The 18,787-nt window shown below is 60.0% G+C and carries 11 protein-coding genes; 4 read left to right on the top strand and 7 right to left on the bottom strand.

Annotation, left to right across the window (positions count from 1 at the left end; genetic code table 11):
- Window positions 1-18: 18 nt before the first annotated feature.
- From H6G52_RS07355 to H6G52_RS07365, 3 genes are all read left to right on the top strand, one after another.
- Window positions 19-918, top strand: coding sequence for a hypothetical protein (locus tag H6G52_RS07355; protein ID WP_099534415.1), 900 nt, complete (start codon window positions 19-21; stop codon window positions 916-918).
- Between the two features lie 490 nt (window positions 919-1,408).
- Window positions 1,409-4,441 carry an HD family phosphohydrolase gene (locus H6G52_RS07360; RefSeq protein ID WP_190527410.1) on the top strand — a complete coding sequence of 1,011 codons (3,033 nt, stop codon included), beginning with the start codon at window positions 1,409-1,411 and terminating at the stop codon, window positions 4,439-4,441.
- A gap of 186 nt (window positions 4,442-4,627) precedes the next feature.
- Entirely contained in the window at window positions 4,628-7,459 is a 2,832-nt protein-coding gene (locus tag H6G52_RS07365; RefSeq protein WP_190527412.1) for an EAL domain-containing protein, read from the top strand.
- 31 nt (window positions 7,460-7,490) lie between these two features.
- Here H6G52_RS07365 and H6G52_RS07370 read toward each other — a convergent pair whose 3' ends face one another.
- The 7 genes from H6G52_RS07370 to H6G52_RS07400 form a co-directional block, all read right to left on the bottom strand.
- Window positions 7,491-8,399, bottom strand: coding sequence for a calcium-binding protein (locus H6G52_RS07370; RefSeq protein ID WP_190527414.1), 909 nt, complete (start codon window positions 8,397-8,399; stop codon window positions 7,491-7,493).
- 31 nt (window positions 8,400-8,430) lie between these two features.
- Entirely contained in the window at window positions 8,431-9,036 is a 606-nt protein-coding gene (locus tag H6G52_RS07375) for a hypothetical protein (RefSeq protein WP_143473119.1), read from the bottom strand.
- Window positions 9,037-9,202: 166 nt separating this feature from the next.
- Window positions 9,203-9,433 (bottom strand): DNA-directed RNA polymerase subunit omega, encoded by a 231-nt coding sequence (locus H6G52_RS07380; protein ID WP_099534409.1) that lies wholly within the window; start codon window positions 9,431-9,433, stop codon window positions 9,203-9,205.
- A 266-nt stretch (window positions 9,434-9,699) separates the two neighbouring features.
- Window positions 9,700-10,356, bottom strand: coding sequence for a L,D-transpeptidase (locus H6G52_RS07385; RefSeq protein WP_190527416.1), 657 nt, complete (start codon window positions 10,354-10,356; stop codon window positions 9,700-9,702).
- A gap of 30 nt (window positions 10,357-10,386) precedes the next feature.
- Complete coding sequence (locus H6G52_RS07390; RefSeq protein WP_242026245.1) at window positions 10,387-11,115, bottom strand: L,D-transpeptidase; 729 nt, start codon at window positions 11,113-11,115, stop codon at window positions 10,387-10,389.
- Between the two features lie 209 nt (window positions 11,116-11,324).
- On the bottom strand, window positions 11,325-12,458 hold the full coding sequence (locus H6G52_RS07395) for an AEC family transporter (RefSeq protein ID WP_190527418.1): 1,134 nt from the start codon (window positions 12,456-12,458) through the stop codon (window positions 11,325-11,327).
- A 115-nt stretch (window positions 12,459-12,573) separates the two neighbouring features.
- Window positions 12,574-14,946, bottom strand: a complete 2,373-nt coding sequence (locus H6G52_RS07400; protein WP_190527420.1) for an IMS domain-containing protein — start codon at window positions 14,944-14,946, stop codon at window positions 12,574-12,576.
- Between the two features lie 480 nt (window positions 14,947-15,426).
- On the opposite strand from H6G52_RS07400, the gene H6G52_RS07405 reads away from it, so the two are divergent.
- On the top strand, window positions 15,427-18,564 hold the full coding sequence (locus tag H6G52_RS07405; RefSeq protein WP_190527422.1) for a hypothetical protein: 3,138 nt from the start codon (window positions 15,427-15,429) through the stop codon (window positions 18,562-18,564).
- Window positions 18,565-18,787 lie beyond the last annotated feature (223 nt).

Consider the following 18,787-nt stretch of genomic DNA (forward strand, 5'->3'; position numbering starts at 1 on the left):
CGCTGGATTTGGCAAATCATGAGTTTTGGCGATTGGCCCGTCAGTTTACACGGTCGATTTGAAGGGGCCCTTGTGGGAGGTTTGGTGGCACTTCACCAGCTCGATCGAACCTGGGAGCGCGATCGACGCAATTTGGACGCGGCTTTGCAAGGGGCCCTCCAATTGTCAGAGATCGTTGGCGCACAGGCGGGCCCGGATCCGGGGCTGTTGGCCTTGGCCTCACTGGAGCCGCTGATGGCGGGGCCGGGCGATCAGTTGGGCTTGGCCCTGTTGCCTTTGCTGTTGCGCTGGTTCGATCGCCCTTTGGTGTTGCGCCAACTGTGGACTCAGGCGATGGATCAGCCTTTGCCCGAAGCGGTAATTTTGGGGGCGGAGGTGTTGGCTTGGGTGTTGGTGCATCCCAATGCTGCCACGCTGGAATTCTCCCAGGGCGATCGAGAGGAAACCGAGTTCGATCCTGCGGCCCATGCGACCCATTCCACTGCTCTCTCCAACACCCTCTCCAATACCCTGTGGCCGTCGGTGGTCAACATTCTCAGCGATTGGCAAACGTTGGATCGATTGGCCCTGGATTGGCCCCAACGGCTGCGGGCGGCCACGCCGGAAACCTTGCCTATTTTGGTGGCACTCCATAGCCTGCGATCGAGCGGTGGCCGCTGGGCCAGCAGTTTAGCCCGCTGCCAACAGCAGTCGGCCAGTGCGGTTTTGTGGTCGGGGGTGTTGGTGGGTGCGGTGGGGGGCTGCGCGGCCATTCCGGCCGATGTGGGGGCAATTGTGCCCGATCGGCTGCTGACCCGGGCCATTCAGGGATCGCAGATGTTGATCGATCGCTGGTCGGGTCGCTTGCCCCAATATCCCCTAACCGACTCGATCGCGGAGGGCGATCGCCTGATTACCCATTTCAGGGTGGGACGCTGAGTTGAACGCTGAGCGATTGCACCCCGCAAAATCCGCGACTGGGGACGATTCAGCCAAAATTACCGATAAAATGCCCTACGCTTCAATCAACTGAGATACTGCCAAGATGCCACCCCAATCCCGCCATGGGGCGATCGGGTGGTAGCTGGCCCCATCCTGCCATGGGGCCGGTGTTAACCCATTGCGCAATCTTTGCGAGAGCGCTACGACTGTTGAAATTGTCCAGCAACCGGTTGGCCAGAGTGATGAATGAATCCCATGGGATCATGGCCAATTCAGCCAACCGGTTGAAGTACCGACAGAGTCCCTGCAAGATGAACATGGAGACGAGACCCTTTTGGGATGACCTCCGATGGTTCTTCAGAATGGCATTTTTCAGCCCATTCTTTGGGTCAAATCAATTGGGTGGAACTGATTATGGTGACTTGGATTGCAATGGCTACTGGCGCAATCGGCGCAGGGTGTTAGGGGCAAAATGAGAGCCTCCCAGATGTTGACCCCCGCCAATTCGATGGGGCGTGATGGGCAACAGCCTGCCCCATCCCACACCGACTCCGAAGCCAGTGCGCAGGAACCGCCACCTCGCCAGGGTTCCCTAGAAGATGCGGAGGATCCGGTGGAGCCAGTGGGCGGCCGATCGCCCGAGCCATTTCGCGATCCATCCCCCGGACGATCGCCCTTGGGGCCCAATTCTTGCAGCGTTTCCCCGCCTGGTTCAGTACCGCCATTGCCGCCATTGCCCCCCAGCCCATCGACCCGGCACGGATTTGGGCAGCTTTGGCCCGAGCGACTTTGCTGGCTGAACCGTCGGCTGAGTTCACTGGTTCAACGAGTGACGATCAACGGAGGAGTTGGGGTGATTCGCGGCGCTTGCCATAGTCTCTGTTGCCAAACCATGGGCCAACCCTATGTGCGGCGGGCCCGATCAATCCGTCAGCGGGTGCAAACCATCCTGCTAGGGATTTTGGGAGCGGTTATTCTGACGGCCACCATGAGCCAGCCTTGGTTAAATCAACCGCGCTACGGCATTGGTTCGATCGCCCCCCAGGATATCGTTGCCCCCTACGATGCCCAAGTGGTGGATCAAGTCACCACGCGCAGCCGTCGAGAGGCAGCCCGCAACGGCATTGTGCCCGCCCTGAAAATGGACTCCGATGCCACCCAACAGTTGGCGGCCGAGTTGCAACGTCGGCTGGAACGGAGTGATGAACTGCGTCAGGTAGCTGGTCAGTTTCCCTATTGGCCGTCGGCAAACCTGTCCACTGACCTGCAACAAATTGCGCGATCGCTCAATGAAGCGGACTGGCAACAGGTGCTCCAGGCCCTGGGGCAAGCGTCCCCCCACCCCACTCCCCGACCCACGGGGCGATCGGATGGGTTTGACCCCTTCAAGCCCTCCCTGGCCTCCGGCAAAGTTCTGCCTATTTCAGCAGAACACCCCCTGGTGGTCGCCCTCAAAACCTACCGCATTCAGTCCGGTGAAACGGCGCTGCGGCAAGTGATCAGCGCCATTGAAAAGGCCCGCGAGCGCTATGCCATGGCCCAAGCCGTGATGCAAGACTTTGGGCAACAGGACTACACGGTGGATCTGTTCACCCTGACCGACACCCAATGGCAGTCCACCCGCGCTAAAACCTTGGTGGCCCTCGAAAACCTGTTGGTGCAGGGCCTCGCGCCCGGTTTACCGCCGGAACTCGTTGAACGGGCGGTGCAACTCCATGTGGCGTTGGTGGTTCCCCTGGAAGGTCGGGCCCTGGCTCAACAGCTTTTGCTGGGCACGATCGATCGCCCCACCCTCACGGAAGATCCAGACCGCACCCGCCGCTTGGCTGAACAGGCGGCGGAAGATGTGCCCCTTTCGATCGTGTCGCGGCGCACGGGCGAAACCATTGTTCGTCAGGGTGAACGCATTGATGCGGGCCAATTTGCCCTGCTCGATCGCTATGGTCTCAGTTCTCGGAATGTGAACTGGGGGGCAATTCTGCGGCTGTTCCTGTTGGTCTCGGGGGCGATCATGGCCTTTTGGCAAATTGAGCGCCGGGTTTATCACCGACTGCGCCAGCGAGACTGCTTCCTGTTGCTGCTGCTGGCCACCAGCACCCCCCTGTTGATCAGCATGGGAGCCACCTGGCCTTGGGCCAGCCCCACCATGCTGGCCAATTTGTCTGCCATTGGCCTGCTCAGTGGCAGTTTTTACGGCTCCCTGGTGGGCATGTCTTTGGTGGGGCTGTTGGCGCTGCTGTTGCCCCCCGGTTTGGAGGTGAGTTGGGTTGATGCCTTGATCGTGGCGGCGGGGGGCTTGGTGGCTGCGGCCTGGGCCGGCCGGGCCCGATCGCGCGAAGACTTGGCCCTGTTGGGCGGGGGCGTGGCGATCGCCCAAGGGGGGCTATACCTGGTCATGAACCTAATCAACAGCGCCGCGGCCGAATTTGTTTGGCTGACGGTTCTTGGTTCAGCGGCCCTATGCGGGTTTGCGGGGCTGATTTGGGTGATCATCGCCATTGGCCTCAGTCCCTACCTGGAACATCTGTTTGATTTGGTCACCCCGATTCGCCTGGCGGAGTTGGCGAATCCCAACCGCCCCTTGCTGAAGCAACTGGCGGCGGAAGCGCCGGGCACGTTTCAGCACACCCTGTTTGTGGCGAGTTTGGCGGAGGCGGCGGCTCGATCGCTCGGCTGCAATGTGGAACTGGTGCGGGCCGGCACGCTCTATCACGACATCGGCAAGCTCCATAACCCCCGCGCCTTCATCGAAAACCAAATGGGCGGCCCCAATCTGCACGATCAGCTGGCCGATCCTTGGCTGAGTACGGAAATTGTCCGCAAGCATGTGAGCGAAGGCTTGGTGATGGCGCGGCGGGCCCGGTTGCCCAAGGCCATCCAAGCTTTTATTCCGGAACACCAAGGCACGATGCTGATTGCCTATTTCTATTACCAAGCCAAGCAACAACAGGAACAGCGAGAGCAGCGGGCCAAGACAGCCCATTTCGGGTTAGAGCAAACTTCTGTGGAGCGATCGAGCCGATTCGATCGCGTAGATCGCTTAGACCAAGCCGATCGAGCAGGTCAAGCAAATCCAGCCCACCAGCCCGATCGCGCCACAACCACCCTCGAAACAACCCAACAGGACAAAGCCCCCCAAGGGCGATCGCCCTACCAAGCTTGCAATTTAGATCAGCGTCCGGTGCTGGAAAGCCATTTTCGGTATCCGGGCCCCATTCCCCAATCGCGGGAAACAGGAATTGTCATGTTGGCGGACTCCTGCGAAGCGGCCCTGCGATCGCTGGAAAATGCCACCTATGAGGAAGCCTTGGCACTGGTGAATCGAATGTTGCGGGCCCGCTGGCAAGACAATCAGCTCGTTTGCTCGGGTCTGAGTCGGGAAGACCTGCGGGTAATTGCGGAAGTGTTCGTTACGGTTTGGCAGCAGTTTAACCACAAACGAATTGCCTATCCCAAGGCCGCTTTAAACGTGCCCGATCGGCCAGCAGCAGAACCGACAGCCAACTCCTGCGCCAAATAGTGCAACTTCAAAATGCAGCAATGCAGAAATGCAGAATTGATTCAACCACCGAACGATCGGGGTTGGCTCGCCTGTTTGCAAAAATGTCAGTAACCCACAGCAAATTAATCACGGTTGATTAACCCCAAGGCGATCTCAACATTCGGACTTCGCGCGCGATCGGTTCCCCTGCGGTGGCTGCTGGTGATGCCCGTGGCGATCCAGTTGGTGGGGGCGATTGGGCTAACCAGTTGGCTCGCCTGGCGACATGCCAACCACCTGCTAACCGCCAACAGCACCCGCCTGCGCCAGGAAACCAGCCTGCGGATTGGGCAATTTTTGCAGGGCAGTTTGCAAGCCCCAGTCCAGGTGGTGCAACTGATGGCCCAGGATTCGGAAACGGGGCGGGTGAATTTTTTGGATCCGAGCGATCGGGAACAACGCCTGATTGAATATTTCCAAATCTTCAAGGGCACGGTGGACAACGTGGCCTATGGCGGCCAGGATGGGGAGTTTGCCGCCGTGCAGTTCACCGACGATCGCAGCGCTCGCCAATTGCAGGTGGCCGGGCGAGCCACGGACGGCAAAATGCTGGGGTTTGATTTAGACCAAAACCGCAAGCTGACCTCCGTGGCCCAAGTGTTTGACCCGCGCCGCCGGAGTTGGTACAGCAACACCTTCAAAGCCGAGCGTTTGGTTTGGAATTCGGTCTTTCAGCTCCACAGCAACCCGCAAATTTTGGCGCTGCCGGTGAGCCAGCCCGTGCGCGATCGCAATGGGCGAGTCATTGGGGTGGTCACGTCGCGGCTGTATCTGTCGGCGGTGAGCCGGTTTCTGAAAAACCTGCCGATCGGGCGATCGGGCTTGGCTTTTGTGATGGAAACCGATGGGCAGCTCATCGCCACCTCCACCGACACGCCGTTAGTTTGGCCCAACCAACCCCAACCCAGCCGCATTAAGGCCAATCAATCCCTGCATCCGGTGATTCGAGCCACGGCCCAACATCTAGCAGCCGATCGGATCATCACCGCCCCAACGAATTCCGCAGGCCCGCCCGCCGGAGTTCAACCCCCCGCCGCTGCCAATCCCCAATCCTTTACCCTGACCGTGAACCATCGCGCCTATTTGGGCCAGGCCACTCGGTTCCAAAACGCGATCGGCCTGCGATGGTGGGTGGTGATTGTGGTGCCGGAAAGTGATTTTTACGCCCCGATCGCCGCTCAGTTACAAACAACCGTGGTGGCTTGTTTGGTGATGTTGCTGGTGGTAGCGGCGGTGGGGGGATGGCTGACCCAATGGCTGACTCGGCCGCTTCAGCACCTGGTCTTGGCGGCGGAGGGTTTGGCCAAAGGGAACTGGCTCGATCGCGCACCCCGATCGCCCATTGCCGAAATCGATCGCCTGGCGAGCACCTTCAACGCCATGACGGAGCAGCTCGCCCAATCTTTTCAAACCCTGGCCCACCAAGCCGCCCACGATCCGCTTACGGATTTGCCCAATCGCCACACCCTGCTGCAAGCCATTGACCATCGCCTAGAGCAAATGGAGCAGCAAATAGAACAGCAAATGGCGCAAAACATGGCCCAAAACATGACTCACCCCATGGGCCCACCGGGGGAACCGCCCTTGGCAACCGGCCTCAACCCTCAGCCCTGGCCAGGGTTAATTGATGCCGGGCCCGGTCACTATAGCGCCATTCTGCATTTGGACTTGGATGATTTCAAGCTGGTGAACGATTCTTTGGGCCATTGGGTGGGCGATCAGTTGCTGACCCTATTGGCCCAGCGGCTGCAAGCCCATTTGCAACCTAATGAGGTGCTGGCTCGGTTTGGGGGCGATGAATTTACGCTGTTTTTGGAAGGATTAGCCAGCTATGACCAAGGAATCGATCGCGCCATTCAACTGCAAACCCTCATTGCCCAACCCTTTGACCTGGGGAGTTTGGAAATTTTTGCGCGCGTCAGCATCGGCATCACCTGGGTAAATCCTCAGTTGGATGCGGAAACCCTGCTGCGTCAGGCAGAAATTGCCCTTTATGCGGCTAAACAGCGGGGCAAAGGCACTTGCGTCGTCTTCCGGCGGGAAATGCATGCCCAGGTGCTCAGTCGGTTCCAGATGGCTTCGGATTTGCAGTGGGCGCTGCCTCGACGAGAACTGGTGCTGCACTATCAACCGGTGGTGGCGTTGGAGACCCAAGCGATCCAGGGATTTGAGGCCCTGATGCGCTGGCACCATCCCCAACGTGGGTCGATCGCCCCCACGGAGTTCATCCCGATCGCGGAAGAAACCGGCATCATTGTAGAGTTGGGGCTGTGGGCCCTGCGGGAAGCCTGCCAGCAACTACAGCATTGGCGATCGGCCTATCCCTGGTGTCAAGAGTTGCCCATTTCCGTCAACTGCTCCATTCGTCAACTGACGGGGGCGGACTTTGTGGGGCAAGTGGAGGCCATTTTGCAAGAAACGGGGCTGCCCCCCAATCTCCTGGCTTTGGAAATTACGGAAAGCCTGTTGATGCACCTCTCCCCGGAGTTGCGGGCCACGCTCGATCGTCTGGCGATCCTGGGGGTGCGCTGGGTGATTGATGACTTTGGCACGGGCTACTCGTCCCTCAGCTATTTGCACCAATTGCCACTGTCGGGGCTGAAAATTGATCAGTCATTTATCCACAACCTCGATCGCCAAGAACGACCTCGGGCGATCGTGGCTGCCATTTTGAACCTGGCCGAGCAGTTAGAGTTAACCGTTACCGCCGAAGGAGCCGAAACCATCTCCAGCATCAGCACCTTGCAGGGGTTGGGCTGTCGGCAAGTGCAAGGGTTCTTTTTCTGTCCAGCCAGCACCCCCCGCACCTTGGAAGCTTGGATGACGAATTGGCAAAGGCGTGTGCGACCGCCCCGGCCGCGGTTAACCATTGTTCGATCGCCCCAGGAGCGATCGGCTCCGGCCACCAACCGCGCCCTGATCGACACCATCGATCGCACCCTAAACTACGCCGCCGAACGCCTTGATCCCCAGGAATTGGATCCCCAAAACCCCTGAGCAAGGGCCAGAGCGATTCAAGCCTAGGTGGTCACCCTCCGGCATTCAGACCCACAATCCTGATCTGATCGGGACTGGCACCGCGCACTAGCCCCAGAGCCAGGCCAGTGCTGCTATCCGTAATCAGCGTGGCCGCGATCGCCTCCACCCGAAAATCCGCCGTCCGAATCATCGATCCTGGCGGAAACGGCCCCTCAGGCGCATGGTCGCGCGAATCGCCAATCACCAAGTAGCGCTGGCTGAGGCGCACATTAGCCGGCAACACACCATCCGCCAACTGGATGCGATCGCCCTCGGCTGCGTTGTAGTCCAGGATGATATCCACCACCAGCTCATCCACGTTGAAAATTGGGTCGGTGGTACGGGGTTGCTCACTCCCGATCGCGCTGTTGGCCGGGGCATCGCCCGGCCGGAGGATGAAGGTATCCGCGCCGCGACCTCCCCAGAGCCGATCCCGCCCCAAGTCTCCCGCGAGGGTATCGTTGCCGGCCTCACCGGTCAGGATGTCGGCCCCCTGACCACCCAGCAGCAGATCATCCCCTTCACCGCCATAGAGATAGTCGGCTTGTAAATTGCCAAATAGGGTGTCGTTGCCGGCCCCGCCGCTGAGGTAATCCATCCCTCGCCCACCGATCAGGCGATCGGCCCCGCCGTTGCCTTCCAGATAGTCGCCGCCCCCGTTGCCATAGATGATGTCCGCGGCCTCGCTGCCCTGCACCAAATCATCGCCATTCAGGGCCCGCACACCCCCTGGATAGGCCGTCAGCAGGGACGGAATCCGCACCCGATCGCCCTGTTGCCCATTGGCACTCAGATCAAAAAAACGCGGTCGGGTTCCATCATCGGGCGACAGCGGATCGCGAATCAAGCGAGTATCCGGTAATCCATCGGCAGCAAACAGGCTAAAGAAACTGCCGAATTCGTAATCATTGTCGGCCATGGTCAATGGGGACCAATTCAATGGGGACAAATTACAGGCGCAACAAATCCGCACCGCTACCGGGTCGAGGTTGCACCGGAGTGGGACGCGGGGTATTGGTGGGGCCGGGGGTAGCGGTGGGCAGCTCACCCCGATTGCCGTTGGGGTCAAACAAAATCACCAGGGTGTTCACCAACCGATCGCGCTGGGCCCGGTTCAAGCGTCGAACGGCCGCCTGGTCCCCATCCAAGGGATTTTCCGTGAGGCGTTCATTGCCGGGATAGCTGGTTTCGGGAATGTATTGATGCAGGCCCAAATAGTCCGCGAGGGTCAGTTTCCAATCCAATCGCGAAAAGGGCGATCGCCCCACTTGGTAAACGTGGTAGCGAATCATGCGGGCTAATAAACTGCTGCCGCGATCGACCTCTCGGGACTCGCGGTTGATGTAGTGATCTTCCCGGGGAATATCCGGCAGCACTTGATAAACCTGCCGCCAAACATCATTGGTGGAAGGAGGCAGTTGGGCGATCGCGGGGCCCCGAAGCATCAGGGCGATCGCCAAGCCCAAGGCCACCCAAACGCCCCACAGACCAGGCCAACGCCCCGATCGCCGCCCGTTTCCGCTCAACAGAGTCATAAACTGCCGTGCTCGCTTCATGGATTCTGAATCTTGGTTGATCCGGGCGGTCGAGATGACCGCGCTCCGGACGGGCGGGCCGAACCCCCAATTAACGCTCAAAAATAACGTTCAGAACAGAACCAACGTTCAGAAGCGTCATTAGGAGACTGACGAAACTGAGAAACAAACTAAGAAACAAAACAAACTAAGAAACAATGATGTCCGGCTGGGTCAGCTCATCGGACATTTCAATGATGGCGCGAATCACCGGCTTCATGGCAGATTCTTCGCCTGTGTCAAATTCTTCGTAGCGGCGACGCTTCGCCCGGTTGGCCACCTGCACCGTGATTTTGTAGCGATTGGACGATTCGGAAATCAGCGAGGCAGCACGATACATCAAATCCGACGTGTCAAAGGGCTTGTCGAGTTTAGACATGGTTGGCTAGTGAATGGGGCAAATTCAACGAGACGAGGTTGCTGTGAGTTGCGGAAGGAGCAGGGCCGTTGGCAACGGGCCCAACAGGAGCCGCTCAACCGTGGTTGCAGGCAAGCGCCGCAAAATCACGGAGCGGCCGATCGCCTGTACCCAGCCTGTTTAGATTACCAGTTCCCGGGAGGGCGATCGGGGATAGGCCCAGGTGGGCCGGCTCACTGGCCCACCTCCGATTCAGTCCCGTGCCAGTCCGGCTTTAGTCCGTTGCGTCATGGCTCCACCCGCACGGGCATCCCTTCTGTAACCCGATCGAATAAATCCACAATGTCCTCATTGCGCATCCGCACACAACCGTGGGAAACCGCTTGACCGATCAGCTCCGGATTAGGTGTGCCATGGAAGCCGATCGAGTTGTCACCATTGGTCCAAAACCCAATCCAACGAACCCCCAAGGGATTATCTTTTCCCGCCGGGATGATCGTGCCGTTGAAGGGATGCTGCCAAACGGGATCCACTGTTTTTTGAATGACCTGAAAATGGCCCGTGGGTGTTTCCCAACCATCCCGCCCGATCGCCACGGGATAGCTGCGCACCATCACCGTACCGCGATAGAGATAAACCCGCCGCTCCCCAAGCCGTAACACCAGGGCACTGGAAACGACTGGGACATGGGCTTGATATTGGCCCAAACCGGGCAACGGCGGTTGGGCCGTTTGTACGATCGGGGGCCACAGGCCTGGCCGCTCCAGGGGCGACTCATTGGCGGCTGGGTTAACGGCCTGGACGGGGCGGGGTTGCGGATTGGGAAGCGGTTGGGGCCCCTCTGCCCAGGCCGGGCCCCCGGACAGTAAGCCCAGACCCAGGATCGCCAGAAGGGTCAAGGGGCGAGAAGAGTCCCCAAAATGCGGCGGTTGCTGGAACTGCATAGGTTGGGTGTGGATTCAAGGCAGAGGGGCCTAGGGTTCAACCACAACGGTGGTTCCCATTTGCACTTTTTCAAATAGTTCTACAACATGCTCGTTGCGCATCCGCACACAGCCATTGGAGGCGGCCCGCCCGATCGAGTTAACCGTGGGCGTGCCATGAAACCCAATGATGCCGTTGGAGCGCTCCATAAACCCAATCCAGCGTAACCCCAGGGCGCTGTTGGGGCCGGGGTTGGTGACCTGGCCTGTCCAGGGATTGCGCCAGATGGGATTTTTCACCATTTGGAACACGCGATAAGTGCCGGTGGGGGTGGGGGTGGAAGGTTTCCCGATCGCCACCGGGTAGCTGACTTCTACCCGATCGCCCCGATAGACATAAACCCGCCGTTCCCGCAGTCGCAACACCAGTTTCACGGGCAGTTCCGCTGGCGCTGCTGTGGGGCTGGGGGACAAATTGGGGGCTTGGGCTGGGGGTTGAGCCGGAGTTGAGCCGGGAGTTGCGTTCGGGTTGGCTGAGTCGGTGGGGATGTTGGCGGGAACCACCGTTGGAGCGGGTGAGGCGGCTTCCGGGGCCCGCCCGATCGAGTCGTTCAACCCATGGCCCTCAGCAGCGATGGTTGACGGAACAGGATTGGCCAAAACCGGCAGCGGCCCAGCGCTTGCCCAGGAGGCGGCCATCGCCAGGCCCAAGGCCAATCCTCGACGGGTGCGTCGTTGCACCAATTGCCAAGCCCAAGGCAGAGTAGATCGAGTGTGCATAATGCGTTCCTAACACCAAATTTGACCCAATCCGGAAGGGGGTAGGCAGGCTTGCGGTGGATGAACCGAGGCTTGCAAAATCGCTCGCCATTTTAGCGCGGCCTTGGGAGCGGCCTGATCCCGATCGAATCTTGTTGCACCTGCGCTCTCCAATCCTGAAGTGATCGGAAGCGATTTATGTCAATGCTGAATTTTTCCCCCTATGGTCATTAACCGAACAATTTGAGCCACATCGGGATGGCCAGCAAAACCAGCACGGTGGTGAGGGCGATGCTGGTGGCAATCATGGAGCGATCGAGGTCGTATTCTTCCGCCAAAATCAGGCAAGCAAAGGCCGTGGGCATTCCAGACATCAACACCAGCCCCAAGCGTAATTGCGGATCAATCCCAACCACGATCGCCCCCAGTCCCAACAGGGCCGGCACGGCGATGGTTTTGAGCAGGGCCGGCACGGCCGCCACCCGCAAACAGTCCCACCCTTTCAGTTGACTGAGCCGAATACCCATCAACACAAACGCCGTGGGAATCACCAGCCCCACGGAGCCATGGGACAGGGCTTCGATCCAGGAGGGCAGGGCGATCGGTTGGCTGGCCACCCCAAACCCAAATCCCCAAAGAGAGGGCACGGCGGCCATGGTTTTGACTTGGCCCCAAAGGCTGCGATCGGCCCCTGTGGAACCAAAGGTGCTGGCCACCCACACCCCGAGTCCATAGGTTCCCATCACGTTTTGGGACACTGCGTAAAACGCTGGAAATCCCGCTGAGCTGGCATCCAAAAACAAAGGGGCGATCGCCAAACCCACAAAACCCGTGTTCCCCAGCATGGCGGAGAGGATATAGCTCCCTCGGGCGGCGGGTTCTGTCCACCAAGGGGCTGTTTCCGGAGCCTTGGCCGGATCGATCGGATCGATCGCGAGGTCTACCCCACAATCTGCCCCGAAATTTGTCTCCAAATTCGTCACCATCGGGGCCAGGGCGGGCGAGGTGCTGAGGGCGATCGCCGTTGCGAATTTCCCAGAGCCATGCCGCCCCCAAAGGCCCCCCGTCGGGCGATCGGGCGGCATGTCAACGCGCAGATCGCGCCTCATCAGGTAATGCAGCGAAGCCAGGCTCAGCAAGGCTCCCAACACCACCGCGAGAGCCGCACCGGCCGGAGCCAGACCCATTTGGCCTGAAAAGTTGGTGTGGCGGGCGAGGGAAAAGACTTCGAGGGGCACGCCGACCCAATAGAGCGATCGCCCGACCAGTCGCGGCCAAGAACGGGGTAACCAGGGCCCCAACAAAAGTCCCAACCCTGTCCAAATCAACAGTGGTGTGTAGGCATGTAGCAGTACTTCGGCCATACGGGACTGCGCGATCGCCGTAGGCCAGCCCGGTGCAGGGACGGTGATTTGGGTTTAGGGCCCAAGGCCGATCGACCCGCTCAGCAAGCTGGCGTTTAACCATGGGTTAACCCAATCATCGGATCACTTTAACATCACGTAGATACCAGCGCCCGTCCTTGCGTTGGGCTTCGTAGCGCACTCGCAGCACTTCGTTGTAGGAACCGGCGCGATCGGGCTTGCCATTTTTGAACAGTTTGGCCACTTCCCGCACCTCAGCGGTAATTTGACCGCGATCGGGCTGGTCTGGCGTGGCTTTCACATCCTCCAGCTTCACCTGATGTTCGTATTCCCAGTGCAGTTTTTGGTTGAGGGCATCGCGCGATCGGGCCCGCCAGGTGCGCAACATTGGGTCTGCCAAAATTTCCGTGAGGCGTTCTCCCTGGTGCTCGCGGCCCATGGCGGCGGCCTTGGCGCTCAGCCAGGTTTGCACCAGTTGCTGGGCGGTTTCCGGGTTGAGGCCAGGGGCCGTGAGGGCGGTTTCCGGGTTGGGAACTGCGGGCGGCGGCGGAATTTCAATCACGGGCCGATCGAGCTGGACGATCGGTTGTTCTCCCTCCAGGTTGGGCCCCCCTTGGAAGGTTTCGCCCAAAGCTTGGAACACGCGCCAAATGAGGAACGAACCAAGACCAATCACCATAATCCCAACCCCGATCGCGATCGGGAGTCGATCGCCGCCTCCACCCCGAGTCCGGGCGGGGCGATCGGAACGCTGACGGCTGCGACTGGGGCGATCGGCCCCACCAGGGGGTAACGGAGGCGCGGCTCCCACGGTCGATCGCCCGCTGCTGCCCATGTTGCTGGTTCCTGTGCTGGCTCCCGTGGCCCGGCTGAGGGGAATCACGTTGTTGGGTGGCGGCACGGAACCCGGAGCCGCAAAGTCCGAAAAGGCCCGGGCAACCGCGCCGGAGTCCTGGGCCGTTGGATCATGCTGGGTGGCTTGGGTTCCCAACTGTTCCGGCAAGGGCAGCGGTCGAATGGTGCTGGCAGTGGGTTCGATCGGGTTGGCGGCCGATGGCACAGGGGTAGGGCGTTGCCAGGGAAACTGGGGCATGTCGATCGACCGGCGATCGCCCAATTCGGCCAGGGCCGCCAAGGTGCGGTTCGATCCCCGGTTTGCTGTCATCGGTGTGGCCGCTTTCACGGAAGCGCGATCGGGAACCACTGTCCATTCATTCTCCGGTGGCTCCCCTTCCGGCAAGGCTTCCAGATAGCTTTGCACCGAAGCATCCGCGAAATATTCCTTGAGGGAAACACCCCCTTGCACCAAATCCCGGAAATGGGGAAACACCTCATGGCGTAACCAATGTTCCGTATAGGCACAGAGGCCCGGCAACAAATCCGGCGCACCGGCCGACTGCTGACGAATCAGGGCGATCGCTTCCTGTTCTTGGCTTTGGCTCAAGTAGCGCGTGGCTTCTTCGGGTCGTCCCAACAGCAATGCACAAACCGCCTGCTCCAAGAACACGTCCTGACGATTGCCCAACCGACGCAACAGCAAGCTCGCTTGCCGCACAAAGGCCGGCTGTCGTTGCCCAAATCCCCGGGCGATCGCCGCATAGGCCGTCAGGAAGGTGGCCACCGCTGAGGGGCGCTTGGCCTCCGCTTCAAACAGGGCGAGCTGTTCTTCCGTGGTCAAATACACCCGCAGTTGTTGCACAAAACGCAGAAAGTCCTCAACGCCCAAGCCCGATCGGTCATCCCCTTGACCATCAATGCCTTCGCGTTCTTTCAACATGCTGCGCAACAACTGCAAGCCCTGGCGATGTTGCACGCTGTTCTCGTCCGGATGGGCCAACAGCTCCAAAATGCGATAGGGCCGCAGTTTGTACAAATCCGCCTGAATTTCGCCCCGCAAGCTGGCAAACAGCCCATGGTGCAACAGCAACTCTTGGGCAATCTTGAGGGAGGTGGCGGCCGGTTCCGCCTGGCCTTGGTGCCACTGTTCGCGGCCCAGTTCTAGGTAGGCCAGCACCACGGTCAGCAGAATGTCTGCTAAGGCCAATTGCGGTTCGCCAAATCGGCCCGCCTCGATCGTGCCCGGATTGCTCAGGTGGGGATAGCCCAGCTCCAGCACCAGTTCATATTCCCCCAGCTCCTGAAGCAGCAGCAGTGCCCCCACAAACTGGCGCTCATCAAGATCCAGCATGGGGGTTTCGGCGCGATCGGCCGGCGGCTTCGCCCGGCGACGGCCTTGAGCATCCAGCAGCGGCGGAGCCGAACCACCCCCACCGGCCAAAAAGGTTTCATCATAGGCCTGCCGACTGGCGGCCTGACTCAGTTGCCGATAGGCCTCATCGATCAACTGCTGCCGCAGGGTAATGGCGGCCTGGGAATATTCCGGGCGCGGCAGTTGGTCACTCCGCTGGCGATAGGCCTGTTGCAGTTGCGGGGTGGTGGCTTGGATCGGCAAGCCCAAGATTCGGTAATAGTCTAGGGGGATCAGCACAACTGCCACCCTCGCGGTCTAACAACAACAATCAATCGATACCACATTATTTTGCGAACTGACGGCTTTTTGGGGTCTAGATGGAACGGACAAAGGGAGGTTGAACGGTTCTGGTTTGATGGTTTCAGCACAATCGCCTTCAACGCCGGCCCAATCTCGATCGAGCCTCGCAAGATGATCACGATCATTCCCGAGGATTCAGAGCAGCTAGGCGCTATTTGGGCTATTCAAGTGGCTGGTCAATCGGCGATCGCTCAGACGATTCAGGCGAGCCATCGGTCATCAATCAGGCGATCGACCTTGGACAACAAAACCCTGCATTTCGCTTTTCAATAGTCTAGACAGCGTAAGTCTAGACAGCGTAGCCGTTGATGCCCGTTTCGGGGATATTCTGTTAATTCAAGGCTTCCGGATTCGCTATGGGCAAACGGCACTCGTATGCTAGCCTTTGCGACAAGTATGGGAGATGTAATGGGACCCGTGGACTCGCCACCGTTAAATCTTGCACCGGAGGCCCTCGATAGTTGGGTGATGCGGGTTTTGAACTGGCCAGGCCTGCAAGTGCAAGTGCGCCTAGCGGGAACCCATTTGCACGTGCTTTGCGAAGGGTTGACCTGTCCCGATGCGGCAGTTTTGGAAGCCCGGTTTCGCCAAGGCTTGACCCGATCGCCCCTGCATCAGTTGTCTTGGGAAACCTTGCCCCGGCTGGTGTTGCTCTATGGTCGGCAACTGGGCCAAACCAAGCCGGCCTGGACGCGCTACGTGGTGCTGGAGCCTTCCATGATGGCCACCGCTCCCACCGCAACCCCAATGCCGACGGTTGCCGATGTGATGCAGGCGGCGGATGCTTCGGAGGAATTTGCGGCCCTGCCGCTGCCAGCGACCTCAACACCCGACGCGCCGCCCATCCAGGCCGCTTGGGCCGGTTTGGCCCAGCGGGCCGCCCAGCAGGTGGGTGAAACCCTGAAGCGATCGGGCATTCAAGCCAAGGTGACGGTCAAAATCACCCCCAGCCCCCGGGTGATTCAGGGAGAGCCGAACGGGGCTACGGGCCATCGCCTTTGGGCCATTTGCCAAGTGGCGGAACCGGTGGATTGGGTTGCCCAGGGGCCGGCCATGGCCCTGGCCTTGCGGGAACTGAACCTAGACGGCTTCCGGGATGGCTATGTGTTGGGCCAGGCCGTTGCGGAACCGGAACCGAATTGGATTTTGCGGGTGAACCTGACGGCTCCTCGCCAAATGTTGTTTGATTGGGCCCGTTGGGGGGATGTGCAGGCCCTCTCGCACTTGCTCGATCGCACCTTGGGCAGTCGTTTGGCCCAATCTGTTTCGGCGGTGTTGGAAGAATCCACGCTCCATGTGTTCGCGAAACTTCAGGAATCGGCCCTGGCCACGCCCTTGGAGGTGATTAGCACCGTTTCCACCCTGGTGCGGGCGATCGCCCCGCAGGGCATCCATTCCTTGGTGCTCTATGGCTGTCCCGATCGCCCGGAGGCCACGCCCCATTGGGTGGAATGGATGGATTTGCCAGCGGCCAGCCGATCGGACTTGGCCGAGTCCACCCTCACCCTGGCCCAAAGTGATGATCATGCGGCCCAGGTGTTCTTGCTGGAGCGGTTGATTAATCCGCATTTGGATCAATGGATGGCTTCCGGAGGGCTGCGGGTGCAGCTCTGTCGGCGGGGCGATTTGCTGCATGTGATGTTGGATGGGCCCCGTTGCCCCGAGCAGGCCGCCGTAACGACCGCCGTGGCCAAGCTGATCCATGATCTGCAAGTGCCGGGCCTATCTGGGGTGCGGATCTATGGCCGGGCCGCCGGCAGCAAACAGCCCCAATGGCAATTTGCCGAAGATTTCACCGCCCGCTCTGGTCGTCTCAGCTCCCATGATGCGGTTCCGGATTTTGTGGGCGCGGAGGCAGCCGTGGCCCGGGCGGCCGAAGCCTCCGCCACCGAATCCCATTCCCCCCAAGGCTCCGATCGGGCCCGTTCCCCAGCGGATTCCCCAGCGTTCGATCCAGAGCTGGATCAGCCCATTGAGCGGGGATCGTTGCAACCCCTGTCGTTGCCCGGTGCGGGGCGATCGGGCTGGTCTTGGTCTCAGTTTCGGGAACGGGCTTGGTTGGAAGCGCGATCGACCCTCACGGCCACGGGCATTTGGACCACGGACGCGGAACCGGCCGAGTCAGCCACCGCCCATGCCAATACCCGCACTCGGGTTTGGTATTCCGATCGCCCGGAACCGGCCCCATGGCTCCCTCTCCTCAGCGCCGGGGCGATCGGGTGCAGCCTCGTTGTGGGATTGGATTGGATCGCAGCCCGGCCCGAATGGGCCCTGTCTTCGGCCGCCCAAGCCCGCCGTTCCGCCTCGGCCCTGCTGAATCTTTCCAGCGGCCCGGCCGAAGCGGCGGAGGTGCTCCCGGAACCGCCCCAGTTTCCCAGTTTCAATAGCCCCCAGTTTGATCGGCAACTTCTGCTCTATCAGCAGTTTGTGCTGCGGGAAGGTGTGCCCGATGTCTTGGTGGTGGGCAGTTCCCGGGCCCTGCGCGGCATCGATCCCGCCCGCCTGCGCGATCAGTTGGCTCGTCATGGCCATCCCAAGCTCAAAATCTTTAACTTTGGGATCAATGGGGCCACGGCCAAGGTGGTGCAGGCGATCGTGCAGGGAATTTTGCCGCCGGAGCAATTGCCCAAGCTCATTCTCTGGGCCGATGGCACTCGCGCCTTTAACAGTGGGCGGGCCGATGCCACCTACCAAGCCATGGCCGCCTCACCCGCTTACCGGGCCCTTCAGCAGGGAAAATTTCCGCGCCCTGTCAGCCCGCTGGTCAGTGCTCCGAGCGGGGCCACAGCGCCACCACCGGAACCGCCCGATCGCCCCGGTAGCCTCACCAGCACCCGCGAAGCTCCGGCCCTGCTGCGTCAATCTTGGTTAGGCTCCACCGTCGAAACCATCCCCACCCCCGAAGATGTGGAAGCTTGGTTGCAGGAGCGCACCACGGGACTATCCCAGGTGCATAGCCGCCGTGATAGTCTCAAGGCCACCCTGCGCGATCGGTGGCAAGGGTGGGATCTATTTGCGTTATTGGGTGCTCGCGAGACCCTCCGTCGGGGTCTCAGTCCTGCCCTGCCCGATTTGGTGCAGGGGGCCCGGGCCCACTTGGGGAAAGTGGCAGCCACGGCCGGTGCAGGGCGTGATGGGGTAGTGGATTTACACGGCTTCTTACCCCTGTCTGTCAAGTTTGATCCTGCTACGTACTATCAAACCTACCCACGGGTTCCGGGGGATTTTGATAGCGATTACCGTAGTTTTTCCTTGGGGGGCGAGCAGTTTGATGCGCTAGCGGGAATTCTGCAATATGCCCAACAGCGAGGAGTAAAGGTAGCTTTTGTGAATGTGCCCTTGACGGATGATTATTTAGATCCACCCCGATCGGCCTATGAGCAAAAGTTTCACCAATTCATGAACTCACAGCCGTTGTTGTACCTCAATCTTTCGCGGCTTTGGGTGAATAAGTATGATCGATTTTCGGATCCAAGCCACCTCAATCGCTACGGGGCCCAGGCCCTAACAGATGCGATCGCCCAGCAGAAAACCATCCCTTGGCCAAGCCCCTAGAGGGTGAAACCTCAGGGACTAGAGAGAACTCTCCGGGGTACGATCGCAAATGTTTGTATAACCAATCAATCTCTCCCATGGGAAAAGACCGGTTGGGTGGATGCCCCCAAGCACGATCAAAGCTCCGTTACGGTTGCGCTAGGGTTGGATCCCTTGCGCTTGATTGGCTGAATTCACCGAATTAGCTAAATTAACTAAATTGCTTTGACTGAATTGCTTTGAC

The sequence above is a fragment of the Limnothrix sp. FACHB-881 genome, assembly GCF_014698135.1.
GTDB lineage: Bacteria > Cyanobacteriota > Cyanobacteriia > CACIAM-69d > CACIAM-69d > CACIAM-69d.